The sequence below is a fragment of the Nostoc sp. genome, from assembly GCF_036917615.1.
Classification (GTDB): domain Bacteria; phylum Cyanobacteriota; class Cyanobacteriia; order Cyanobacteriales; family Nostocaceae; genus Nostoc.
The window spans coordinates 26,154-48,532 of record NZ_JBALCZ010000017.1 but is presented as its reverse complement, the minus strand read 5'-3'; the positions used below and the strand labels follow the sequence as shown (position 1 = coordinate 48,532).

The 22,379-nt window shown below is 40.8% G+C and carries 20 protein-coding genes; 12 read left to right on the top strand and 8 right to left on the bottom strand.

Going from position 1 to position 22,379, the window contains the following annotated elements; genetic code table 11:
- Positions 1-406 precede the first annotated feature (406 nt).
- From V7K85_RS04855 to V7K85_RS04825, 7 genes are all read left to right on the top strand, one after another.
- Positions 407-919 (top strand): RNA recognition motif domain-containing protein, encoded by a 513-nt coding sequence (locus tag V7K85_RS04855; protein WP_334811522.1) that lies wholly within the window; start codon positions 407-409, stop codon positions 917-919.
- 472 nt (positions 920-1,391) lie between these two features.
- Positions 1,392-1,832, top strand: a complete 441-nt coding sequence (locus V7K85_RS04850) for a SufE family protein (protein ID WP_334811521.1) — start codon at positions 1,392-1,394, stop codon at positions 1,830-1,832.
- A gap of 149 nt (positions 1,833-1,981) precedes the next feature.
- Complete coding sequence (locus tag V7K85_RS04845) at positions 1,982-2,893, top strand: alpha/beta fold hydrolase (RefSeq protein ID WP_334811520.1); 912 nt, start codon at positions 1,982-1,984, stop codon at positions 2,891-2,893.
- Between the two features lie 150 nt (positions 2,894-3,043).
- Positions 3,044-3,799 carry a class I SAM-dependent methyltransferase gene (locus tag V7K85_RS04840; RefSeq protein ID WP_334811519.1) on the top strand — a complete coding sequence of 252 codons (756 nt, stop codon included), beginning with the start codon at positions 3,044-3,046 and terminating at the stop codon, positions 3,797-3,799.
- 276 nt (positions 3,800-4,075) lie between these two features.
- On the top strand, positions 4,076-5,047 hold the full coding sequence (locus V7K85_RS04835; RefSeq protein ID WP_334811517.1) for a CobW family GTP-binding protein: 972 nt from the start codon (positions 4,076-4,078) through the stop codon (positions 5,045-5,047).
- A gap of 100 nt (positions 5,048-5,147) precedes the next feature.
- Positions 5,148-6,209 (top strand): WD40 repeat domain-containing protein, encoded by a 1,062-nt coding sequence (locus V7K85_RS04830; RefSeq protein ID WP_334811516.1) that lies wholly within the window; start codon positions 5,148-5,150, stop codon positions 6,207-6,209.
- A gap of 78 nt (positions 6,210-6,287) precedes the next feature.
- Positions 6,288-6,560 carry a hypothetical protein gene (locus tag V7K85_RS04825; RefSeq protein ID WP_334811514.1) on the top strand — a complete coding sequence of 91 codons (273 nt, stop codon included), beginning with the start codon at positions 6,288-6,290 and terminating at the stop codon, positions 6,558-6,560.
- A 229-nt stretch (positions 6,561-6,789) separates the two neighbouring features.
- Here the strand turns inward: V7K85_RS04825 and V7K85_RS04820 are convergent, their stop codons facing one another.
- Entirely contained in the window at positions 6,790-6,954 is a 165-nt protein-coding gene (locus V7K85_RS04820; protein ID WP_334811513.1) for a hypothetical protein, read from the bottom strand.
- Between the two features lie 82 nt (positions 6,955-7,036).
- Between V7K85_RS04820 and V7K85_RS04815 the strand changes: the two genes are divergently transcribed.
- Positions 7,037-8,641, top strand: a complete 1,605-nt coding sequence (locus V7K85_RS04815) for an NAD(P)H-quinone oxidoreductase subunit N (RefSeq protein WP_334811512.1) — start codon at positions 7,037-7,039, stop codon at positions 8,639-8,641.
- Positions 8,642-8,898: 257 nt separating this feature from the next.
- On the opposite strand, the gene V7K85_RS04810 is transcribed toward V7K85_RS04815, so the two are convergent.
- The 6 genes from V7K85_RS04810 to V7K85_RS04785 form a co-directional block, all read right to left on the bottom strand.
- Positions 8,899-10,254 (bottom strand): ATP-binding protein, encoded by a 1,356-nt coding sequence (locus V7K85_RS04810; protein ID WP_334811511.1) that lies wholly within the window; start codon positions 10,252-10,254, stop codon positions 8,899-8,901.
- A gap of 83 nt (positions 10,255-10,337) precedes the next feature.
- Positions 10,338-10,880, bottom strand: coding sequence for a methanogen output domain 1-containing protein (locus V7K85_RS04805; RefSeq protein WP_334811510.1), 543 nt, complete (start codon positions 10,878-10,880; stop codon positions 10,338-10,340).
- 512 nt (positions 10,881-11,392) lie between these two features.
- Positions 11,393-12,436: a sensor histidine kinase gene (locus tag V7K85_RS04800; RefSeq protein ID WP_334811509.1), complete on the bottom strand. Its 1,044-nt coding sequence runs from the start codon at positions 12,434-12,436 to the stop codon at positions 11,393-11,395.
- 6 nt (positions 12,437-12,442) lie between these two features.
- On the bottom strand, positions 12,443-13,594 hold the full coding sequence (locus V7K85_RS04795) for an FIST signal transduction protein (RefSeq protein ID WP_334811508.1): 1,152 nt from the start codon (positions 13,592-13,594) through the stop codon (positions 12,443-12,445).
- Positions 13,595-13,636: 42 nt separating this feature from the next.
- Complete coding sequence (locus V7K85_RS04790) at positions 13,637-14,956, bottom strand: hybrid sensor histidine kinase/response regulator (RefSeq protein WP_334811507.1); 1,320 nt, start codon at positions 14,954-14,956, stop codon at positions 13,637-13,639.
- Between the two features lie 1,345 nt (positions 14,957-16,301).
- The gene (locus V7K85_RS04785; protein WP_334811506.1) at positions 16,302-16,985 is read right to left on the bottom strand and encodes a response regulator; all 684 of its coding nucleotides are present in this window, start codon (positions 16,983-16,985) and stop codon (positions 16,302-16,304) included.
- Positions 16,986-17,222: 237 nt separating this feature from the next.
- On the opposite strand from V7K85_RS04785, the gene lipA reads away from it, so the two are divergent.
- Both lipA and V7K85_RS04775 read left to right on the top strand, forming a co-directional pair.
- On the top strand, positions 17,223-18,122 hold the full coding sequence (lipA, locus tag V7K85_RS04780) for a lipoyl synthase (RefSeq protein ID WP_334811592.1): 900 nt from the start codon (positions 17,223-17,225) through the stop codon (positions 18,120-18,122).
- A gap of 223 nt (positions 18,123-18,345) precedes the next feature.
- On the top strand, positions 18,346-18,483 hold the full coding sequence (locus V7K85_RS04775; protein ID WP_292759027.1) for a photosystem I protein PsaX: 138 nt from the start codon (positions 18,346-18,348) through the stop codon (positions 18,481-18,483).
- A 21-nt stretch (positions 18,484-18,504) separates the two neighbouring features.
- Here V7K85_RS04775 and V7K85_RS04770 read toward each other — a convergent pair whose 3' ends face one another.
- Complete coding sequence (locus V7K85_RS04770) at positions 18,505-19,371, bottom strand: branched-chain amino acid ABC transporter permease (protein WP_334811505.1); 867 nt, start codon at positions 19,369-19,371, stop codon at positions 18,505-18,507.
- A gap of 206 nt (positions 19,372-19,577) precedes the next feature.
- On the opposite strand from V7K85_RS04770, the gene hrmK reads away from it, so the two are divergent.
- Both hrmK and larE read left to right on the top strand, forming a co-directional pair.
- Entirely contained in the window at positions 19,578-21,422 is a 1,845-nt protein-coding gene (gene hrmK, locus V7K85_RS04765; protein WP_334811504.1) for a hybrid histidine kinase/response regulator HrmK, read from the top strand.
- A 111-nt stretch (positions 21,423-21,533) separates the two neighbouring features.
- Positions 21,534-22,364: an ATP-dependent sacrificial sulfur transferase LarE gene (gene larE, locus V7K85_RS04760; RefSeq protein ID WP_334811503.1), complete on the top strand. Its 831-nt coding sequence runs from the start codon at positions 21,534-21,536 to the stop codon at positions 22,362-22,364.
- The last annotated feature ends 15 nt before the right edge of the window (positions 22,365-22,379 follow it).

Here is a 22,379-nt window from a genome sequence, read left to right as displayed (position 1 = left end):
AAAATATGCTCCCTTAAATAAAAAAATGTGTTTTATGTTACGATACAGTAATAGTAACGTCGGAAATGTACGCGCTAAACTAGCTACGTAGAAAATACCGTGGTAATGTAAGGAATGGTATTTGATTCTGCGAAAAAGGGCATGGAAGAAAGCGTGTACTTTAGCAGGCAGTAGGCTATTAAATTTACAATTCTTAGAATTAAGGTGTTATTAGCTCACCATAGTGTGAGCCTTTGGATTAAACAAGCTTGATCCCGACGAAAAACTGTATTGTTGTATAGGTTGACAGTTTCGAGGAAAAAAATTGGTTGATGGCAGTCTTGGTCAATAGCATCTATTTAAAAGCCAAAGCCAAGTGATTGTTTTCTCGCCTTGCCATGTTCATTCAACTCTGGAGGTATAGTTCATGTCCGTTCGCCTATATATAGGTAATTTGCCTAAAGAAGAAATAGATCGTCAAGATCTGCAAGCAGTTTTTGCAGCAGAAGGTGATGCTGTAACTACTAAATTAATTAAAGACCGCAAAACTGGCAAATGCCGTGGCTTCGGTTTTCTTACAGTCAACAACGACGAACAAGCTGACGAAATCATTGAAAAGTATAATGGTCAGATGTTCAAAGACACTGCCATTAAGCTAGAGAAGGCATTACCTCGTACAAAGGGTGATGAGGGCGAGGAGCAAGCTCCTAAACCAGTTAATCTTGCTGCTAGTAGTACCCCCACTCCTACCCCTAATAGAGAAGGTAGCCGTCGGGAGAAAAGCTCTAAGAAGCCTCGTCGTGGCGGTGGCGGTAGCGGTGGCGGTGGTTCTCGTGAAAGTACCACGACTACCGATTCAGACGCTATTCGTCCAGATCCTCGTTGGGCTTCGGAATTAGAAAAGCTGAAGCAGATGCTAGCTGCACAAACTACGAATTAATCCCTAAGGGAGAGAAATTAAAAATTAAAAATCAGAATTTTTTTTTGATTTTTAATTTTTAATTGTCGATTATTATGTAGCTGCTTAGTTAACAGCTACTTGCAGCTAATTTTGTAAGTGCGTAGTTTACCGCCGTAGGTATCGCATAATCAAATCAAACGACACATAAATTTCACGCATTCCCCATACTTACGTAATAGCAAGAAGTCTATACTGATACAACAGTAACTTTAATAGAGTTGCTGTTAAAGCCTGCTTATAAAAAAATTAAGTTTTTGTGATTAGGCGGATTAAAAAACCTGACGGTTGTGAATGCGATGCCTACAGTGGGCTGCGCCTACGCAGTAATTATCTGGATTTGACAAGTTATAGTCAGTAATGGCTAGCTCCATATGCCAAGGTTAACCGGAGGCGCGATCGCTCTAAAGATAATCTACACTCAAGGTGATACCGATCATTTGCAGCTTCTGTTATGTCCTCAACTCTAGATTCTTTGCCACCTGCGCTCGCTAAAATTGTCCAGCGCTTTCAACGCGCTTCCGAACCGAAGCGACGCTACGAACAGCTAATCTGGTATGCTCAGAAGCTCAATGAGTTCCCAGAAGCTGAAAAATTACCCGAAAATAAAGTTCCTGGTTGCGTGTCTCAAGTTTATATCACAGCAGCCTTGGATGACGGTAAAGTTGTGTTTCAGGGCGATTCCGATTCCCAGTTAACCAAAGGATTAGTAGGGCTTCTGGTTGAAGGATTGGATGGACTAACGCCAACTGAGATTGTCCAACTTACTCCAGATTTTATTCAAGCAACAGGTTTAAACGTTAGTCTGACACCTTCCCGTGCTAATGGGTTTTACAACATTTTTAAAACCATGCAAAAAAAAGCATTGGAATGTAAGTTAGATATGCCTAGCTAAACAGATAATTGCAAATAAATATCAAAAGTTAAGAGTCATGAGTTTTGAATTCCTAACTCCTAACTTCAAACTCCTAACTTCAAACTCCTAACTCTAAACTCCTAACTCCTAACTCCTAACTCCTAACTCTTAATAATAAATTTATTCTCATGTCAACAAATTTATTATCTACCTCGGCTGCTATTGGCTTTGGTGGAGTAGTTCAAGAATATCTCTGGAATTGGGAAAATCAGCAATTGCGCGTTGTTTATGAAACTCTCGGTAAAGGTTCACCGCTATTGCTACTACCATCTTTCAGTACTGTTTCGACGCGCTTGGAAATGGGTGAACTTGCTAAGTTACTAGCTCCAAATTTTCAAGTTGTAGCCGTAGACTGGCCTGGATTTGGTGAATCTTCTCGCCCTAGTTTGAATTATAGACCGGAAATATATCAGCAATTTCTGGAAGATTTTGTCAAAGCTGTTTTTAATAATCCCATTACTGTGGTGGCGGCTGGCCATGCTGCAAGTTACGTTTTACAATTAGCTGTGAAGCAGGCTGCTTTCTCACGAATTGTGTTGTTAGCTCCTACTTGGCGTGGGCCTTTGCCGACAATGGGAGCAAGTCAGCAAATAGCTGGCATGGTGAGAGAATTGGTGCGATCGCCTATACTTGGTCAAGCTCTCTACAAACTCAACACTACCCAATCTTTCTTAAGTTTTATGTACCGTCGTCATGTCTTTACTGACGCGGCTAAAATTACACCCAGTTTCATTGAGAATAAATGGCAAACGACTCAACAACCAGGAGCGCGATTTGCATCTGCTGCCTTTGTAACTGGTAATCTTGATGCTGTACACAAACAATCTGATTTTCTGGAACTTGTGCAGTCTTTAACTGTACCCCTGATGGTAGTAATTGGGGAATCCAGCCCTCCCAAATCACGAGAAGAAATGAACGCTTTGGTAGCCTTATCAGGAGTGAGAAGCGTTGTCATTCCTGGTTCTCTGGGATTGCATGAAGAATACCCAGCACTTGTTTTAGAAGCAGTTCAAGATTTTTTGTTCTCCCTAAAAAATTAAATACTCACACCAAGATGCAAAGAATCATTTTGCCCCTTGGTGCGAGATTAAGATTAGTTCAAGCTACTGCGAGTGAGTTTTTGCAAGCAAGAAAGAGAAAGCGTTAAACTCGCTATAAATAGAGTATCAATTGAAACTGGTAAGAAGATAATGAAACAGTGGTATGAAGAATTATTTGATAATTATGCAGATAAGTATGATCAGGAGGGGTATACCTCTGGAACCTTGGGTGAAGTTGATTTTATTGAAAAAGAACTTGATTATGATAAAAATAAGTTAATCCTTGATGTTGGCTGTGGAACCGGGAGACATTCACTAGAACTGGCCAGGCGTGGTTACAGTGTTACAGGGATCGATTTATCAGAATCTATGCTCGAAAAAGCCATAAAAACTGCTGCTGAAGAAAAACTAAAAATTCGTTTTATCATAAAAGATGCCCGAAATTTTTATTTTGAAACACAATTTGATCTTTCAATTATGATTTGTGAGGGAGCTTTTCCTTTAATGGAAACAGATGAAATGAATTTTTCTATTTTAAAAAATATTTATGCCTCCTTAAAATCTTCAGGTAAGCTGATATTGACTACCTGCAATGGTTTATATCCTCTGTTTAATTCTATTAAGGATTTTCTTAACTCCAATCCAGGTGAAGCAAAAAGCCTGGAAAGTTCTTTTGATTTGATGACTTTCCGCGATCATTCCGTTTATGAAATAACTGATGATTCAGGTAATAAAAAAGTTCTGAAATGTAATGAAAGATATTATACTCCCCCGGAAATTAGCTGGCTACTGAAATCGATTGGTTTTACCAGAACAGAAATTTTTGGCTGCCATTTAGGGGCTTTTAGCCGTAATAATAAACTAACCACTGAAGATTACGAAATGCTTGTTATTGCAGAAAAGTAACCCGAATAAAACAATGAAAATCGCTAATAGATAGACTAAATCAAAGCCAAGAACAGTTGAGGTCTTAGCGGCTTGTATGCAATATTTATACTAGGCTGCGCCAAATTGTGAATATTTATTACTTATTACAGATGCGTAAAAAAAAATATTTCTTGATTAAATTATGTGATGATTTTGCTGAAACACCAAAAAACAGCAAGTTCACACAAAAATATAAAAAGTCTTATCATGGGTGATAATGATTATCCATAAGGTGAGACAAGAGGAATTTAGAGTATGGTGGCTGACGTAATCAACAATTCAGTTCCCGTTACTGTTCTTACAGGCTATTTGGGAGCAGGTAAAACGACTCTACTTAATCACATCCTCACCTACGAACATGGCAAAAAAGTTGCTGTGATTGTCAATGAATTTGGGGAAGTGGGTATTGATAATCAATTGATTATCGATGCAGATGAAGAAATTTTTGAAATGAACAATGGCTGTATCTGTTGTACAGTGCGCGGCGATTTAATTCGGATCATTGGTAATTTGATGAAGCGGCGCGATAAATTTGACCATTTAGTAATTGAAACAACTGGATTAGCCGATCCGGCACCAGTGATTCAGACATTTTTTGTTGATGAAGATTTGCAAAGCCAACTGTCTTTAGATGCAGTGGTGACAGTCGTAGATGCCAAGCATATCTGGCAGCACTGGGATGCAGACGAAGCACAAGAACAGATTGCTTTTGCTGATGTAATTTTACTTAATAAAACAGATTTAGTAGCGCCAGAAGAGTTAGATGAATTAGAAAAACGGATTCGGGCGATGAATGCGATCGCAAAAATCTACCGTACCCGCAACTCTGAACTAGGAATGGATGCTTTGTTGGGTGTAAAAGCCTTTGATTTAGACCGGGCATTAGAAATTGATCCTGATTTCTTAGGCGAAGATGCCCATGTACACGATGAAAGTGTCTTTTCTGTGGCTTTAGTAGAAGCAGGTGCAGTTGATGGAGAAAAATTAAACGCTTGGCTTTCGGAGTTACTGCGTACCCAAGGCCCAGATATTTTTCGGATGAAAGGCATTTTAAATATTGCAGGAGAAGATAATCGATTTGTATTCCAAGGAGTACACATGATATTTGATGGCAAACCCGATCGCCCCTGGAAACCAAGCGAAACCCCCAAAAACGAACTAGTCTTCATCGGTCGTAATCTTGATGCAGCCCAACTCAAGCAAGATTTTCTCGCCTGTCTAGCTTAAAAAGCGAGTTAGGAGTTATGAGTGATCAGTGATGAGTTAAAAATTCTTAACTCCTAACTCCTAACTTCTAACTCCTAACTCCTAACTTCTCTACATAACTATGAACACCACAATCAGCAAATCTAAGGAATTTGAACAACATTATTCGGGGACACTTTCAGATTATGTAACTGCGATCGCTTGGTCGCCACAAGGTAAAACTTTAGCAGCAACTTCTGCCGCCGGGGAAGTAATTCTGTGGAATGATGGCGAACTCACAACCTTACAAACTGGTAACGGGAAATCAGTAGACTGTCTGGCCTTTTCGCCAGATGGGAAATTTTTAGCCGTTGGCGGACAGGATGGACAGGTCAAAATTTGGCGCGACACTGAATTAATCGCCACGTTGGAAAATGCCCCTGCATGGGTTGACAAGCTAGCTTGGAATTACACCAGTAACCAACTGGCTTTTAGTTTAGGACGTTACGTCCAAGTTTGGAATGCAGATACTCATGAAATTGTCGTGACGCTGAATTTCGACAACTCTTCAGTATTGGGTATAGATTGGCGCATTGACGGACAATACTTAGCCATTAGTGGTTATAAAGGAGTCAAGATTTGGCATAGTCAAAACTGGGATGAAGAACCATACATCTTAGATATGACTACTGTCAGTTTAGCTATGGCTTGGTCGCCCGATGGCAAATTCCTGGCTTCTGGCAATATGGATCGTAGTGTCACCGTATTGGAATGGAACAACCCTGACCCTTGGGTGATGCGTGGCTTCCCTGGTAAAATTCGCCAATTGGCATGGTCAGAAGCTACCACGAAAGTCGGTGCGCCAATACTGGCATCTTCTAGCGTTGAAGGTATTGTGGTCTGGGAAAAGCTAGAGGATGATTCCTTAGGTTGGGAAGCGCGAGTCTTAACTAATCATGTAGATGTGATCAATGCGATCGCGTTTGCACCTAAAAGCTTCCTTCTCGCTTCTGCTGCTGCTGACGGCTGGTTGTGTTTGTGGAACCAAGCCAAGGAAGTATCCCAAATTATCACAGGTGTCTCAGGAGGATTTTCCACCCTAGCTTGGCATCCCCAAGGCAAGTTACTGGCCGCAGGCGGTGAGAAGGGCGAATTACTAGTATGGTCAAAAGTTTTACGGGGTCAAGGATTCGGGCGCAGTTAAGCAATACTCAGCACTTGAAGTTGAAGCTGGGCAATTTATTGGCTATGCTGTATCAGCAAAGGTATGTTTGTGTAAATTATGAAAATAGCCAAACTGATTTTACTTGCCTGTCCTGCGCTTCTGGCATTTATGCTGCTGGTAGTCAATCCAGCACACGCATCCAGCCTGAAATCTGCATATGTTACACAAATTATTCCGGTAGCATCTACACAACAAATTCCTGATTTAGCAACACCAAAGTTGACTCAAACATCTAATCCGATTATTGATCAACTTGGTTGCAATTGTGCAAACTGTGTTCAGCCTAAATTTCAGTCGCTACAAGGTAAACTGCCATCTGCCGATTTTTAATAAAGTTGGGAGTTATGAATATTGTAGGGGCACAGCAATGCTGTGCCCTTATTAATTTTAATCTAAGTTCGATAAACCTCTCCCTGCCTTGAACTTTCGTTCAAGTCAGTCCCTCTCCGAGTCGGAGAGGGACTTTTGTGTAGTAAAACCTCTTAGATTAGAGATTTCAAGATTTACGCAAATTAGGCGGTTACACATGAGCTGTCGAACTCACGTTAATTTTATGTAATCAAGATATTCGCTGAAGGTCACGCCTAAAAAACGAGATAGGAAAGTTTTTAGGTGAATTCCTAGATACTGAGAAAGTTGCTGGTAAGCTAGTGAAGTTGGTGCGTTCGCGTAGCGTGCCGTAGGCGATCGCGATCTGTGCCCAAACTGTTAAGCTCTTGAACAAAAAAGCTAGTCTCTTAATTAGAAAACTTGCTAGAGTGAACAGAGTTAGCCTTAATGTCTAATCGCCAAAACCTATACATATCATGGATTTTGCTAATATTGCATCCCAGCTAAACGCTGGAACTATTTTGCCAGAGGGGATTGTTATTCTCACCCTCTTGGGGGTTTTGATTGTTGATTTGATTTTGGGGCGTACATCTGCACGCTGGATTGGATATCTAGCGATCGCAGGTTTATTTGCTTCGATCATCGCCCTATACTTCCAATGGGATGCGCCAAATCCCATCTCCTTTACTGGTGCTTTCATTGGTGATGACCTTAGTATCGTCTTTCGCGGTATTATTGCCTTGTCTGCGGTTGCGACTATACTGATGTCAATTCGCTACGTTGAGCAGAGCGGCACCGCTTTAGCCGAATTCATCGCTATTTTGCTGAGTGCTACTTTAGGAGGGATGTTTTTATCCGGGGCTAGTGAGTTGGTGATGATTTTCATCTCCCTAGAAACCCTGAGTATTTCCTCTTACTTATTAACAGGTTATACCAAGCGTGACCCACGCTCCAATGAAGCGGCGCTGAAATACTTGTTAATTGGGGCTTCCAGTACGGCAATATTTTTGTACGGTGTATCACTGCTGTATGGACTATCGGGAGGACAAACTGAACTAAGTGCGATCGCTAATGGCATTGCCACAGCTAAAGTCGGTCAATCTTTAGGTTTAGTGATTGCCCTGGTTTTTGCGATCGCAGGTATTGGCTTCAAAATCTCCGCTGCACCCTTCCACCAGTGGACACCAGACGTTTACGAAGGCGCTCCCACCCCAGTAATCGCCTTTTTATCTGTCGGTTCCAAAGCAGCTGGGTTTGCCCTAGCCATCCGCTTGCTGACAACAGCCTTCCCCCTTGTTGCTGACGAGTGGAGGTTTGTCTTCACTGCTCTGGCCGTTCTCAGTATGATCTTAGGTAACGTAGTCGCCCTAGCCCAAACCAGCATGAAACGGATGCTTGCTTATTCATCCATTGCTCAAGCTGGGTTTGTGATGATTGGCTTGATTGCTGGTACACAGGCAGGGTATGCCAGTATGATATTTTACTTACTGGTTTACTTGTTCATGAATCTGTGCGGCTTTACCTGCATCATCCTATTCTCACTACGGACGGGAACCGACCAGATTGCCGAATACTCTGGGTTATATCAAAAAGACCCACTCCTAACATTGGGCTTGAGTATCGCCCTGCTTTCCTTGGGTGGTATTCCACCATTAGCTGGGTTTTTCGGCAAGATTTACTTATTCTGGGCTGGTTGGCAAGCAGGTCTTTATTGGTTAGTTTTGCTGGGCTTAGTTACCAGCGTCGTCTCCATCTACTACTACATTCGCGTAGTCAAGATGATGGTAGTTAAAGAACCCCATGAAATGTCCGACGCGGTAAAGAATTATCCACAAGTGCGTTGGGATTTGCCTGGGCTAAGACCTTTGCAGGTCGGGTTGGTGGTCACTTTAATTGCCACTACCATAGCAGGTATTTTGTCAAATCCACTGTTTACATTGGCTAACAATTCCATCTCCCATACCCCAATTTTGCAAGCAACAATCAACAGTAATGTAAAAGCACAAAATCTACTGCTTTTGCCCAAGTTAGATTCGGTTAGTCAGTCTCAACCCTCAGTTGATTCTACTACTAAGATTTAATAACCCGAGTCTCAACTAAACTTTGTACTCAAAGACACGCCTGTTTGCTAATCAGCAGACAGGCGTTGGCTTTGAAACCCAGTTTTATTTTTTTCTCTGCTTGTATAAAACCACCCTGCTTTTTAAGGGTGGTTGGGGGGATCTTCCGGGGCAAAATCTCACTAACACCAAGCGTATTGTTTGAAATAAAATTATTATTAATAGATGAGCGTTATCTTGATTTCTCGCAAAAATCCTAAAGCAGTAATTAACTTCTATTAGATTGAGCTAACAGGTATCTTAATTACAAATTCTGCACCTTTTCCTGGAACAGAAAAACAGTTAAGTTGTCCGTTATGTTTTTCAACTATAATCTGATAGCTTATATATAGCCCTAGTCCAGTACCTTTGCCCACAGCTTTAGTGGTGAAAAACGGATCAAATAGCTTTGAGCGAACTTGTTCATTTATCCCCAAACCATTATCAGCAATACTAACTACTATCCATTTTTCATCGATTACCTCAGTTTGAATTTGAATTTGGGGATTATTTTTTGTGAATTTTTGATTGTCATTGATCGCCGATGCCTCTAGTGCATCAATCGCATTAGCAAGAATATTCATAAACACTTGGTTGAGTTGACCTGGGTAGCAAGTTACATTCGGCAGTTGACTATATTTTTTGATGATTTTGATTTCTGAATACTCATGTGTAGCTTGCAGGCGATGCTCCAAAATCATTAAAGTACTATCAATTCCTTCATGGATATTAACTTGCTTAAGTTCTGCTTCATCAAGTCGGGAAAAGTTACGTAGTGATTTAACGATTTCCTGAATGCGTTCTGTTCCTACTTTCATTGACTGGAAGAGTTTAGCTATATCTTGAATCAGAAACTCTAAGTCTATTTCTTCTACTTGCTCTTGGATTTCTGGAGGAGGATTTGGACAAAGTTGTTGATAAATTTGCACCAATTTCAGTAAATCCTGAGTGTATTGATGGGCGTGGTGAAGGTTCCCATGAATAAAACTCACGGGGTTATTAATTTCATGGGCAATACCAGCGACCATCTGACCTAAACTAGACATTTTCTCAGCTAGGATAAGTTGAGTTTGGGTAAGTTGTAGTTCCAGAAGTGTTTCTTGTAAAGCAGTTGTACGTTCCTTAACCCGAATTTCTAGCTCTTGATTCGCTTTCTTGAGCGCTTCCTCTGCCTGTTTCCGTCTCTGAACTTCTTTTGCTAACTGATCGATTTTCTCGTTCAAGAGAACGAAATTACTGGTGGCTAAAGTTCTATTTTCCAAGCGTAAGAGAATTAAAGCTGAAGATTCAGGAGACCAAGGTTGAATAACTGCTCCTTGACTACGACATATTAACGTTTGTCCATCATTCTTTCGTAAAGTCAAGGAGCCAATAACCATTGCCCTGCTACTTGAACAAGCTTGCAAGTACTTTACAACATCGTTAGCAGACTCAGTTACAAGTTCAAAGAGCATTCTTCCCCGCAGTTCTTGACGGCGTAACCCCAGCATATCTGCTACTGGTTGATTGGTAGTTAACAACTGACCCTCTCCACTCACTAGGAGTAAAGGTTCTGGTAAAACTCTGGCAAGTTCAAGAAATTGTTCAGGAGTCATGGGGCTTCCAATTTCAGAGTTAAACTATACTTTACATATCTGCACTAAGCTTGTATTCTGGGATTGGTTTAGTGCTGAAGGGTTTACACAGATTCTAGTCCCCTAAAGTATTCTCGACCTTCTGCATCTTCTGCCTCTTCTGTAATTTTTAAGTAGATAATAACTCTACATCCAGAAGCACCCTCTGCTATTGTCTCTTGCAATTCTACTTTCGCATACCCTAGATTATTAGCTGCGATCGTCCCAAAGACGTTTGAAGTCATCATGCACATGGCAGGGCAATTAAGCACTTTGTCGCCAAATGGGCAGACGCGATTGCCAAAGACAATTTTTTGATCATTCTGTTCAATGATATAAAAATCCCCCTGGATTCGTCTTTTTAAATCAACTAAGACATCAGCTACCTGCTTACGAGAAAGGTTGGAGACTTCCAGGGCAGATTTGTAATCTTGGTTGAGCTGCCTACCCATCCTTTCACCAACTACGCTAATAAATCCAGAAGCTTCTTCTAAGCCAACTACGTCCTGCAAAGTGCCAGATAATTCTCTGATTAATGTACGTAAAAATATATCGCGTTCTAAAGAAAGATTAAGCCTAGGTAATGAATGGTTAAGTGCATTGGTCATAAATTTTGAGAACACAATCTTGCAACTACAGTTCTAGAGTTCCCCAAAATGCCTCTAAAGTAACTGCTTAACCTGTTTCTTCAGAAAACTTGATGCTTGCTTTTGTTTCTAATGCATGGGAATGGTGATTACAAATTCTAAACCTTGTCGTTGCGACAGTTCCCGGTTTTGCAAAGTCTCTTCTAGCTTACGTCCTCATTATTACCCCACGTATAAATCCGCTTGCTCGCAATCAGGATAAAAGTTTCCTGTTTTCCATAAATAAACTTTGTTGCTTTGAAACCGTAATTTGTAATTAAACGATACAAACCCCTTGATTCATCAATAGAGACATAAAAGCGCGTAGCATCATTCTCTTACAAAGTTCTGTTCGTCCTTGGCGTTAACGAGTCCGCGTCCCTTGCGTGTTTCGTAGAGAGTGTCATTATCAATTACGAATTCTTTTCACCTGCTACCACATTGAACATTTCTTTTTCCTAATATTAATTTTAATAATTTGGATATTTGCTACTTTAATAAATTGGAATGGTAATAATAAACTCAGAACCTTCTTTTAACACAGAGTTTACTTCTAGAGTTCCGCTATGTTTTTGGACAATTATTTGATAGGCGATTGATAATCCTAATCCTGTTCCTTTTCCCACAGGTTTGGTTGTGAATAAATGGTCAAACATTTTTTGCTGAACCTCAGCCGATATTCCCACACCATTATCTTTAATCCGAATCAATGCGTGATTTGTATCTTTAATTAGGGCAGTAAGAATTGTAAGTTGATTGGGATTTGCCTTAATCTCATTAAAATTCAGTCCAGAATTAGACTCTTCTAAAGCATCAATGGCATTTGCCAATAAATTCATAAATACCTGATTAAGTTGTCCTGGAAAACATTCTACTAGAGGAATTTCTCCATAATCTTGAACTACTTGAATAGCAGGACGAATCTTATTAGATTTCAAACGGTGCTTGAGAATGAGGAGAGTGCTGTTAATACCTTCATGAAGATTAAATAGAATTTTTTGCTCTGTGTCTGCTCTAGAGAAAGTTCGCAAGCTGTTGCTAATATTGGAAATGCGATCTGTCCCTTCTTTCATTGAGTAAATGAGTTTAGGTAGATCCTCACGCACATACTCCAGGTCAATCACTTGGATTGTTTCTTGAATTTCCTGAGATGCTTTGGGATAAGTTTGCTGATAAAGGTCGATGAGATGTAACAAATTCTGAATATACTCTTGAGCCGGAGTCAGATTACCTGCTATAAACCCAACTGGGTTGTTAATCTCGTGAGCTACATCTGCAACAAAACTTCCCAAAGTAGACATTTTATTCTGCATTATCTGAAGATTAAGAAGCATCATTTCTAGTTCATGGCTTTTTTCTTCTAACTTGTTTTGATATTCCTTTAATTCATCAATTACTCTCCTGAGTAAACATTCTTTTTTTTGATTCGTCTCCTCGAGTTTTATCCGGTCTGATTCAGAACGAGCCAATTGCTTTTGGATTATTCTATTCGCTTTTTTTAGTTCCTTAATTTCTTGTTCATAATCCTCAATTTCCATGAGATGCTACCGATTTCCCAGAATTAAAGTTACAAAACTTTCATTATGAAATTGCATCTGGCTAATTCCATCTATAGGAGCAATCTCTCCATAAGAATAAAATTCACAGGCAGATAAATAGTCAGTAAGACAAAGTTTTATATTCTGGTACTCTTCTTTTGCTCTTGTACCAAGTATTTGCCGACGAGCTACACATGAAAAAAATAAAATAGCACTTGGCTCTGCACCTGGATAGTTATATAAGGCATTCATGAATGATGTTTTAGAAGCTGCCAGAATATCTTCATAAGTTGTTTCTGCAATTTGAATAACTGCTTGATCGGGAATATCTCCAAAAAAGGTAATGCTACCAGATTCCTGATTGTAAGCAATAGGTGCTCTTATATAAAAATTGTCTCCATTCTGATTAAACACTGCTAGTGGGTATTCAATTGAAGGAGGAAGCAAACCTAAATAATGATGATAAAAATCTAAAGCTGGCTTACCATCTATTTCATAAACTATGTTCTTATCTACTTTAGTAACTTTGCTTATTTGACCGATGGGATGCCAACCACTTGCAACACCGTGGGAAAATAATATTGTGCCTGAAAAAAGCAGAATTGGTACAGAATCACTTAATACTTCTGTTTGAAAAAATTGATATGTATTTTGATATCTTGACTGATCGGCTGCCAAACCACCAAATATCGGCATATCTTGCCCCAGAGCTAGCTTTAAGCCATTCAATATAGAGACACCACTAGTTGTAAGACTCTCTGGATGAGTTAAGCATAACTTTGGGGCTACGGTACTTTTTGCTTTAGCTTGCTCCACAGCTTGTTTAATGACAGCAATTGGATCGCTTGAAACTTTGCGTCCAACTCCTGCATGAATTTCAACTTCGTCTGAGCAAAACAACATTAAGGTGATTGAGTCCTGCTGAAACTCTAAGACGGAAGAAATTTCTCCATCTGTTGTTCCACCAATCAACTCAATCCCTGGAAAAGCTTGATGAATTTGCTGCAAAATCAGAGAATGTTCAAAGTCAATTGCAGCAAAAATAATCCCAGCTTTTGGTATATCTCCTGCAAGAGAATTAGCACATTGCTGAAGAACTTCTTCAACTGCTGATAGAGAATCTGGATCGTTACTGTGACCTACTACTGCCTTGAACATACATTTATCTATTATGTTTATGAACGCGACTTGCTATGATTATTAAATGGGAAGCTTAATAATAAACTCTGAACCTTGTCCTAGTGCTGAATTAACCTCCAAAGTTCCTCCATGTTTTTCGACAACAATTTGACGGGCAATTGATAATCCTAATCCTGTGCCTTGGCCCACAGCCTTGGTGGTGAATAAATGGTCAAAGATTTTTTGCTGGACATCAGCTGACATTCCGACGCCATTATCTTTAATCCGAATCAAGATGTGATTTTTATCTTCAGTAAGAGTAGTCTGAATCAAAACTTGATTGGGATCTGCTTCAATTTCAATATAGGTGCATCCTATATTAGACTCCTCTAAAGCATCAATAGCATTAGCTAATAAATTCATAAATACCTGATTTAGTTGCCCGATAAAGCATTCTAATTCTGGCAAATTATCGTAATCTCTAATTACTTGAATTTCGGGTCGATCCTCGGATGCTTTTAAGCGGTGTTTTAGGATCATGATTGTACTGTCGATGCCATCATGAATGTTGCAACAAACTTTGCGATCGCTATCTGCTCGAGAAAAGGTTCTCAGACTGGTACTAATGTTGCGAATGCGCTGAACACCCTCTTTCATTGAGGAAATTAAGTTAGGTAGATCAGAGAGCATATACTTCAAATCTATCGCTGCAATTTCCTCTTGAATTTCTGGAACCGGATTAGGATAGTGCTGCTGATAGAGATCAATGAGTTTAATCATCTCTTGGAAATACACTGAAGCGTGTCCGAGATTGCCATGAATGAAACCAACTGGATTATTAATTTCATGAGCAACTCCTGCTACTAATTGACCAAGAGCAGACATTTTTTCTGTCTGTACAAGCTGAAGTTGAGACTCTTGTAAGTCTTTTAATGCCCTAGATAACGCTGCTGTCCTTTCTGCAACTCGTTTTTCTAAAGTTTTTGTGAGATTTCGTAATTGAAGATGGGTTTTAATTCTAGCTAATAATTCTTCTTGATGAAAGGGTTTGGTAATGTAATCAACTGCCCCTATATTTAGACCCTTTACTTTACTATTAGTATCAGAATAAGCCGTCATAAAAATTACTGGTATATCACATGTCGCTAAATTTTCTTTCAGCCTTTTACAGGTTTCAAATCCATCTATCCCCGGCATCATTACATCTAATAATATCAAATCAGGCAGTCTAGATTCAACTTGCATAAGTGCCCTCTCTCCATCATTTTCTGTAATCACTTTAAAGCCGACATTAGTTAATATTTCAAAGACAATTTTTAAATTTGTAGTAGTATCATCTACTACTAAAATTAAACTATCTTCTGGGACATTAAGCATTTTTATATCTGGCTTGTAATTCATGTATTTAAATTAATATGACTCCTTGTTACTTGTTCCCTATTCGCCCTGCGATCGCAGCTAAGTCACCTCTATTTTATTGGCACACTGACTGACAAATTTCTAGTCTGACAATCTTATAGTTCCCAAAAATTCTGATAACAGCAACATTCTCACACTAAATTGCCCACAGCTTTTCGCTGGGCGGATCGCTACAGGGTGGAAATTAACCACGAATCTTCACTTTCACTAGAGTTTAACAACGTGCGCGTCAACAGTCTTTAGTTAATATGACAACTACACCCATATCCTAGTAGCTTGTCAGAGTTGTTTTGATGAGTCCTAGAGGATGTTTTAAAAGTATTATTGCTAACATAAAGGTTTTCATACTTAAACCACCGAGTAAGTTTTCCCTTCTAGAGAAGGGGGTTTCAAAGCCTCTCGACCTTTGGGGAGAGTAATGGAAGTGGGGTTTTTAGTATACTTTAAGACTTTTAAAACAACCTCTAAGCTTGACTTTATCCAAAATTAAGAACTTGGTTCTCTTGATACGGCAAAGACCCTAGCTTTTTGGCAAAAACTTTTTCCATGTCACTGATTCTCGGTGAAATCGAAAAAGTAAAACTACCGTCCCACAAAGGTTTCAGCGTCAGCTTCCGCGTTGCCAAAAAATGGATAAAGTCGAGCTTAGTGGGACTTAAACAAAAAACACTCAGAAAAAAGCCTCAAATCTATATACAGAGAAACTTGGAAACTTCATTATCTGGATATAAACCAACTAATAATAAACCCCCCTTAGTTTCACGTATCTGTTCTATCTATTCTGAAAAAGAAGACAATTTTTTAGTAAATATCTGATATTAAACTATGTAATTCTGGGAATGCTAATTTTGGTATAAAGGCATAAGGTTTCCAAGGATATTGCTACCAAATTTCTCTGGTAAATATTTGCTCTTGCTGCTTTCGAGATGTGGACTATTTATCACGTTTTCACGTAGATTTTATATGTAGCAGACCAAATAATAAAAAAGCCTGCCGTTCTCCTTAGCTTAAGAGCAAACAGCGGCAGGTTTAGTGGGTCTAGAGCTGCTTTGCTAGACTAACAACTGAGTTCAACCCCTTTTCCTTCAAAGACGCTATGCGTAACTTGCTTTTCCATAGGAGTACGGGAAATTGAAAATTCAAAATTCAAAAATTCTAGAGGTGCAGATAATCGCTAGTTATTTTTTCCCATTTTTGAATCTTGTTGTCAACCCTGATTTGTGAACATAAGTGTTTTTGAACTAACTATTTTTACCCGCTTTCAATCGGACACCCATTATTAGAGACGGTGTATTTTCAGCTGCGATAATAATAACGAGCACAAATGCTACTTAATTTTTTGTTTAATAAAAGTCACAACCTGAGTTAGCTGTTTCTTCAAACCATCAATTTCTGCTTGCATTTTGACAATTTTCTCATTCAACGCATTAATTTCTGTGTCAGAGGCTCCTCTGGCACTAGGAGTTGCAATCGGAGTATTTGCAGCACTAGGGGTTGCGTTGCTTGCCGCCGTAGGCATCGCAGCATTGGCGACGCTAGGAGCTACTACCGTACCATTGGCGACACCAGAAGTTGCAATTGTGCCATTTTTGACACCAACCCCAGATGCTACTGAAACTAGTTCTGGGCGTGGCTGTTTCGCCTTGGTCATAGCTAACTTAATTGCGCCAATTAGTTGCTTCTGATCAAAAGGCTTGCCCAGAAATTCAAAATATTCAAAGGGTTCTGTGATTTTCTCGGTCACCTCTTCCTTGCGACCAGACATGATCACCAAAGGAATTTTCCTTAACTCTGGGTGGGCTTGAACTTGCTGGAAAACCTCCCAGCCACTCATTTTAGGCAACAGGAAATCCAGCATAATCAGGCTGAGTTTTTCCTGAAGGATGAAATTTAGTCCTTCCACACCGTCTTTTGCTTCCAGTACCTCAAAATTGCCCGGAGGCAACATTTCTCGTACTTTTACCCTGACAACTGTAGTGTCATCGATAACTAAAATCTTGTTGCTTGCCACGACTGTTTGCTCTTACAGAAACTTTAAGTGTAAATAGCGGCTTTGCCGATTGTCCTTGAGAATTCTCCCACTATATACAAAATTTCTCGCAATTGGGGGATAGTATATTTCGGTATAAATGACCTTGCTAGAGGTGTTTTGCAAAACTTCTATTTCTGTTATAGGCAATTTATGTCATGGTGATATTTAAAGCTTAAAACTTGCCCCACAGTTCCTTTGGATCTAGCTTGAATGTCTATGATTTCGTCACAACAAGCCGAACTCAAGTCTGAAATTACGGCAATGCCTAGCTGGTTACGTCGCCCTATTGGCAAAGCCAGTGAAATCTCTAGCGTACAACGCATTATTAAGCAGCGCCAAATTCACACGATTTGCGAAGAAGGCCGCTGTCCCAACCGGGGAGAGTGCTATGCCCAAAAAACTGTAACTTTCTTACTAATGGGGCCTAGATGTACACGCTCTTGTGCTTTCTGTCAAGTAGATAAAGGTTATGCACCAATGCCTCTTGATTTAGAGGAACCCCAAAAGGTAGCACAGGCGGTGCAGCTTTTGGGATTGCGTTATGTGGTGCTGACTTCTGTAGCCCGTGATGACTTGCCCGATCAGGGTGCAGGGCATTTTGTGAAGACGATCGCGACTATCCGCCAGTTAAACTCAGAAACTCAAATTGAAGTGCTGACCCCAGATTTTTGGGGTGGTGCTGGTGTAGGTAAGTCAGGTCAACGCCAGCGGATAGCCATGATTGTAAAAGCCAAACCAGCTTGTTTCAATCACAATATCGAGACAGTGCAACGGTTAACTGGGCCAGTGCGCCGGGGAGCCAAGTACGATCGCTCGCTCTCGGTACTGGCTATGGTCAAAGAAATCGATCCGACAATTCCCACCAAATCAGGTTTGATGCTGGGACACGGAGAAACACTTGATGAAGTCGTTGAAGCAATGGCTGATCTAAGGGCTGTGGGGTGCGATCGCTTGACTATCGGGCAGTATATGCGTCCTTCTCTAGAACATCTGCCAGTCCAAAAATATTGGACTCCAGAGGAATTCGATCAACTCGGCAGATTAGCATGGGATATGGGATTTAACCATGTTCGTTCTGGACCTCTGGTTCGCAGTTCCTATCATGCTGGAGAGTAGGGAGTAGGCAGTGGGGGAGCAGAGGAGCAGGGGGAGCAGGGAGAGCAAGGGGAGCAGGGGAAGAAATAAATAACCAATGCCCAATCTCCAATGCCCCATGCCCAATTCCCAATCCCCTGTTTGGCCAATTTCCAACTTCACACAAATATTCTTAAAGAATTTGGATATTTGGTACACCAGTTTGGTATTTCTTAAAAAGTCCTGACATTAGGAGAACCGCATTATGACTGCTAAAGCTAAGAATTCCCCAGTTGCCGACAGTGGAGCTAAACCTCCCTACGCCTATCGCACAGGCTGGGCACTGTTCTTATTAGCTATCAACTTCCTGGTTGCAGCCTACTATTTCCACATTATTCAATAGTTAGAAGTGGAGTGGTGCTGCTCAAATCGTTCCTTTGAATAAACCTTTGGGACGAATGAGCAGCACCAAAATCATTATCAATAGTGCTACACCTTGTTTATACTGTGAACCCAGCCAAGGAGTGCTGACTTCTTGGACGATGCCAATGATAAAAGCTGCTGCGATCGCACCATAAGGGTTACCAATTCCACCAAGAATCACTGAGGCAAATAATGGTAAAATTAAGAACCATCCCATATTCGGGCGCACGGCTGTAATTAACCCATACATACTGCCACCCAATGACGTAAGAGTGCCAGCAATTAGCCAAGTCCAGAAAATTACTCGGTCAACATTGATACCTGAAACCCTGGCTAAGTCCAGATCGTCGGCAACTGCTCGCATCGCCTTACCAATTTTGGTATTTTGCAGCAGGTAATGCAGCGCCAAAATTGCTAGCACCGCCAATCCCAATACTAATAATTGATTTTGCGGCACCTTTAAACCCAAAATATCTAAAGCTGGGGTAACAGGTAAATTATAATTTTGGTTCTTGCCACCCCAGATAAAAATAATGCCATTGCGAAGAAATAAGGCAAGTCCGATAGAAACTATAATCAGCGTAGTGGAAGTAGCACGGATAGAGCGCATCTTTGACCACAATAATTTTTCCGATAACAGCATTGCTGCTACTGTTCCCGCCGCCGCCAGGATCATCGACAGCCAAATATTGACTCCAATAGTGTTTATCAGCCAGGTCAGATAGGCTCCTAAAGTTAAAAAGTCACCATGAGCAAAGTTAGATAGCCGTAAAATTCCATAGGTAAGAGTGAGTCCGACTGCCGCTAGAGCAATAATGCTCCCCACCGCAATCCCATTAACGATTAGTTGGGCGAATTGTGTATCCATAAGTCTTACAGTTACTTTTAAAAATTTTAGGTCAGTAATTCATATAATAATTTTTTTGGTCTAGCTGCTAAATTCGACATCATAAGTTATGGTTAATAACAACGTAAGTTATGGTTTATAAATAAAAAAGAATTGTCCGTTAATATACATAGAATCCTGTTCGGATTTTTATGCGAAGCTAAACTTGTTCAGCGGTCTAGTTGACCATGCAGCAGTATTCAAGCTTACCAAACCAGAACTCACAGATAGATGCAACGCCAAAACTTTTGACAACAATTGAGCAACTTCACGCACAGCTGTGGCTGGAGAGCAGCTTGAACCAGTTGCAAAGTCGCCTTAATGATTGCCTGCTCTCTGCTTGTAACACTGTCCCACAGACAGGAGCCGCACAAGCGGAAATTTTCCAAACTGTAGTTAACGAGATTAACAGTGCTGTTCACAGCAGTAATCTGGCGCTTACAGATTGTGCCGTAGGCATTGCTCTGTCTCAACCACAAGAAACTGTTACCACAGTTTGCTATGTTTGTTCTCCATCCCCAAACCCACAACCTCTATTTCTAGAAGTGCTAACAGCAGAAAAAGAGCTGCTGTTGAGATTGCAAGAGGTTATAGAACTCGAAGATTTGGAGCAGCTTGAGAATCAACAACCACCGAGCGCTTGGCGGTTAGCTGATGATTCTGGCAGCGTTATGGGCTGGCTAATTATTGCCGCAGCACCCCTAAGCTCTGATCGTGAGTTGCTCATAGAATCACAAGCTCAACTCAGATCACAATTGATGGCAAGGTCTGCCAAGCACTGTACTACAGCCTTAGTACAACTTAGACATATCCTATCTTGGCAGCAACGGTATCAACAATTAAGTAACTCTAATCAAGAATTGGAGCGCACCAATCAACTTAAAAATCAGTTTCTGGCAAACACCAGCCACGAAATTCGCACACTGCTTAATTGTATTACTGTACCGGTTTACATGCTTTTAACCCCAGGATTTGAACCAACTAGAGAAAGCCAGCGAAACTATTTAAATATCATTCAGTCTAGTGGCAAGCACTTGCTAGCTCTGATTAATGATATTTTGGATCTTTCTAAAATTGAAGCAAATCAGCTAGAAGTGAAGGGGGAAATACTAGATGTGCGATTCGTATGTGACAGTGTTTTCGCACTGGTGAAAGAGAAAGCCGCTGATAAGGGTTTAAACCTGCGTCTAGAAATTGACCCCGATATCACAACCCTAGTAGCTGATGATTTGCGACTCAAGCAAATGCTGTTGAATTTACTCTTGAATGCCCTAAAGTTCACCAGCAAAGGAAGTGTTGGCTTAGAGGTTGTTCCCGAAGGTGTATTTGTACATTTTACAGTTTGGGATACTGGCACTGGCATTTCCCAAGAAGACCAGACTCAACTATTTGAACCCTATATCCAAATTGCCAACACTGTCGCTGGTCGTGCTGAAGGTACTGGTTTGGGTTTAGCACTGACTCAAAAACTCGCCCAAATTCACGGTGGTTCTGTGAAAGTGGAATCTGAAGTAGATTGCGGCTCTCGTTTTACCCTCGTACTTCCCCTTAAGCAAGAGGAGGGATTGGGGGGAGATCAGGGAGATGAGGGAGCAGGGGAAGCAAAATTTTCCTCATCTCCTCTGCCTTTGACTCCTAGTTCCTCTGTAGATATTTTGCTGGTAGAAAATGACTTACCCAATGCTGATTTGATGCAAATTTATCTACGTAAATTGGGCTATCAGGTGACTTGGGTTGAGAATGCTGCCGAGATGTGGGAAGCTCTAACACAGTTAGACCCGGCGGTGATTTTAATGGATGTTTATCTGGCAGATGGAAATGGTCTTAACTTGGTGCAACAACTCCGAGAAAATGGGCAATATCGGACGATTCCGGTAATTGTTCAAACAGCAATGGCGATGAAAGGCGATCGCGAAACTTGTTTAGCAGCTGGAGTAGATGACTATATTTCTAAACCGATTGATTTACCACTTTTAGCCAGTCTAGTAGCCAAGTACAGCAAACCATCAATAACGGGGAAAACAGGGGAGTAGGGGAGGCAGTGCGGTCTTGGGGGTTTCCCCCAGGAGCAACTGCCGTCGAGCACAGGGAAATGACTACAATAGAAATTGTTGGGTGCTATAGGGTTTTGGCAGGATTGGGAAATGATGCTGACAGAAAAATTTGAGCAATTAAGAGCCTTATTTAGAGAAATGGAGCAGGCGTTGATTGCCTACTCTGGGGGCGTTGATAGCACTTTGGTTGCCAAAATTGCTTATGATGCTTTGGGCGATCGCGCTTTGGCTGTCACTGCTGTTTCTCCTTCGCTATTGCCAGAAGAGTTGGAAGATGCCAAAATTCAAGCCGCAACTATTGGGATTCCTCATAAAATTGTCCAGACTCATGAGATGGAAAATCCCAGTTACACCTCTAACCCTGTTAACCGCTGTTATTTTTGCAAAAGTGAGTTGCACGACACTCTCAAACCTTTAGCTTTACAGTTAGGTTATCCCTATGTAGTGGATGGGGTGAATGCTGATGATTTGCATGATTATCGCCCAGGAATTCAGGCGGCTAAGGAAAGAGGTGCGCGATCGCCTTTAGCAGAAATTAGTGTCACCAAAGTTGAAGTCCGCCAACTGTCGCAACAACTCGGTTTACCTTGGTGGGATAAACCTGCTCAACCTTGCCTCAGTTCCCGCTTTCCTTATGGTGAAGAGATTACTGTCGCTAAGTTGCAACGAGTTGGCAGAGGAGAAATTTTCTTAAGAAAGCTAGGTTGGCAGAATTTGCGTGTGCGTTCAGAAGCTGATACAGCACGCATTGAATTACCACCAGAACAAATCAAAGAGTTTGTGCTGACTACGGATTTACAATCATTAGTTTCTGCATTTCAAGATTTTGGATTTATCTACGTAACCCTAGATTTAGAAGGGTATCGCAGTGGTAAGTTGAATCAGGTTTTGAATCAGCAAGCCTTGGGCGTTAAACTATAGGATTTTAGTTGTATA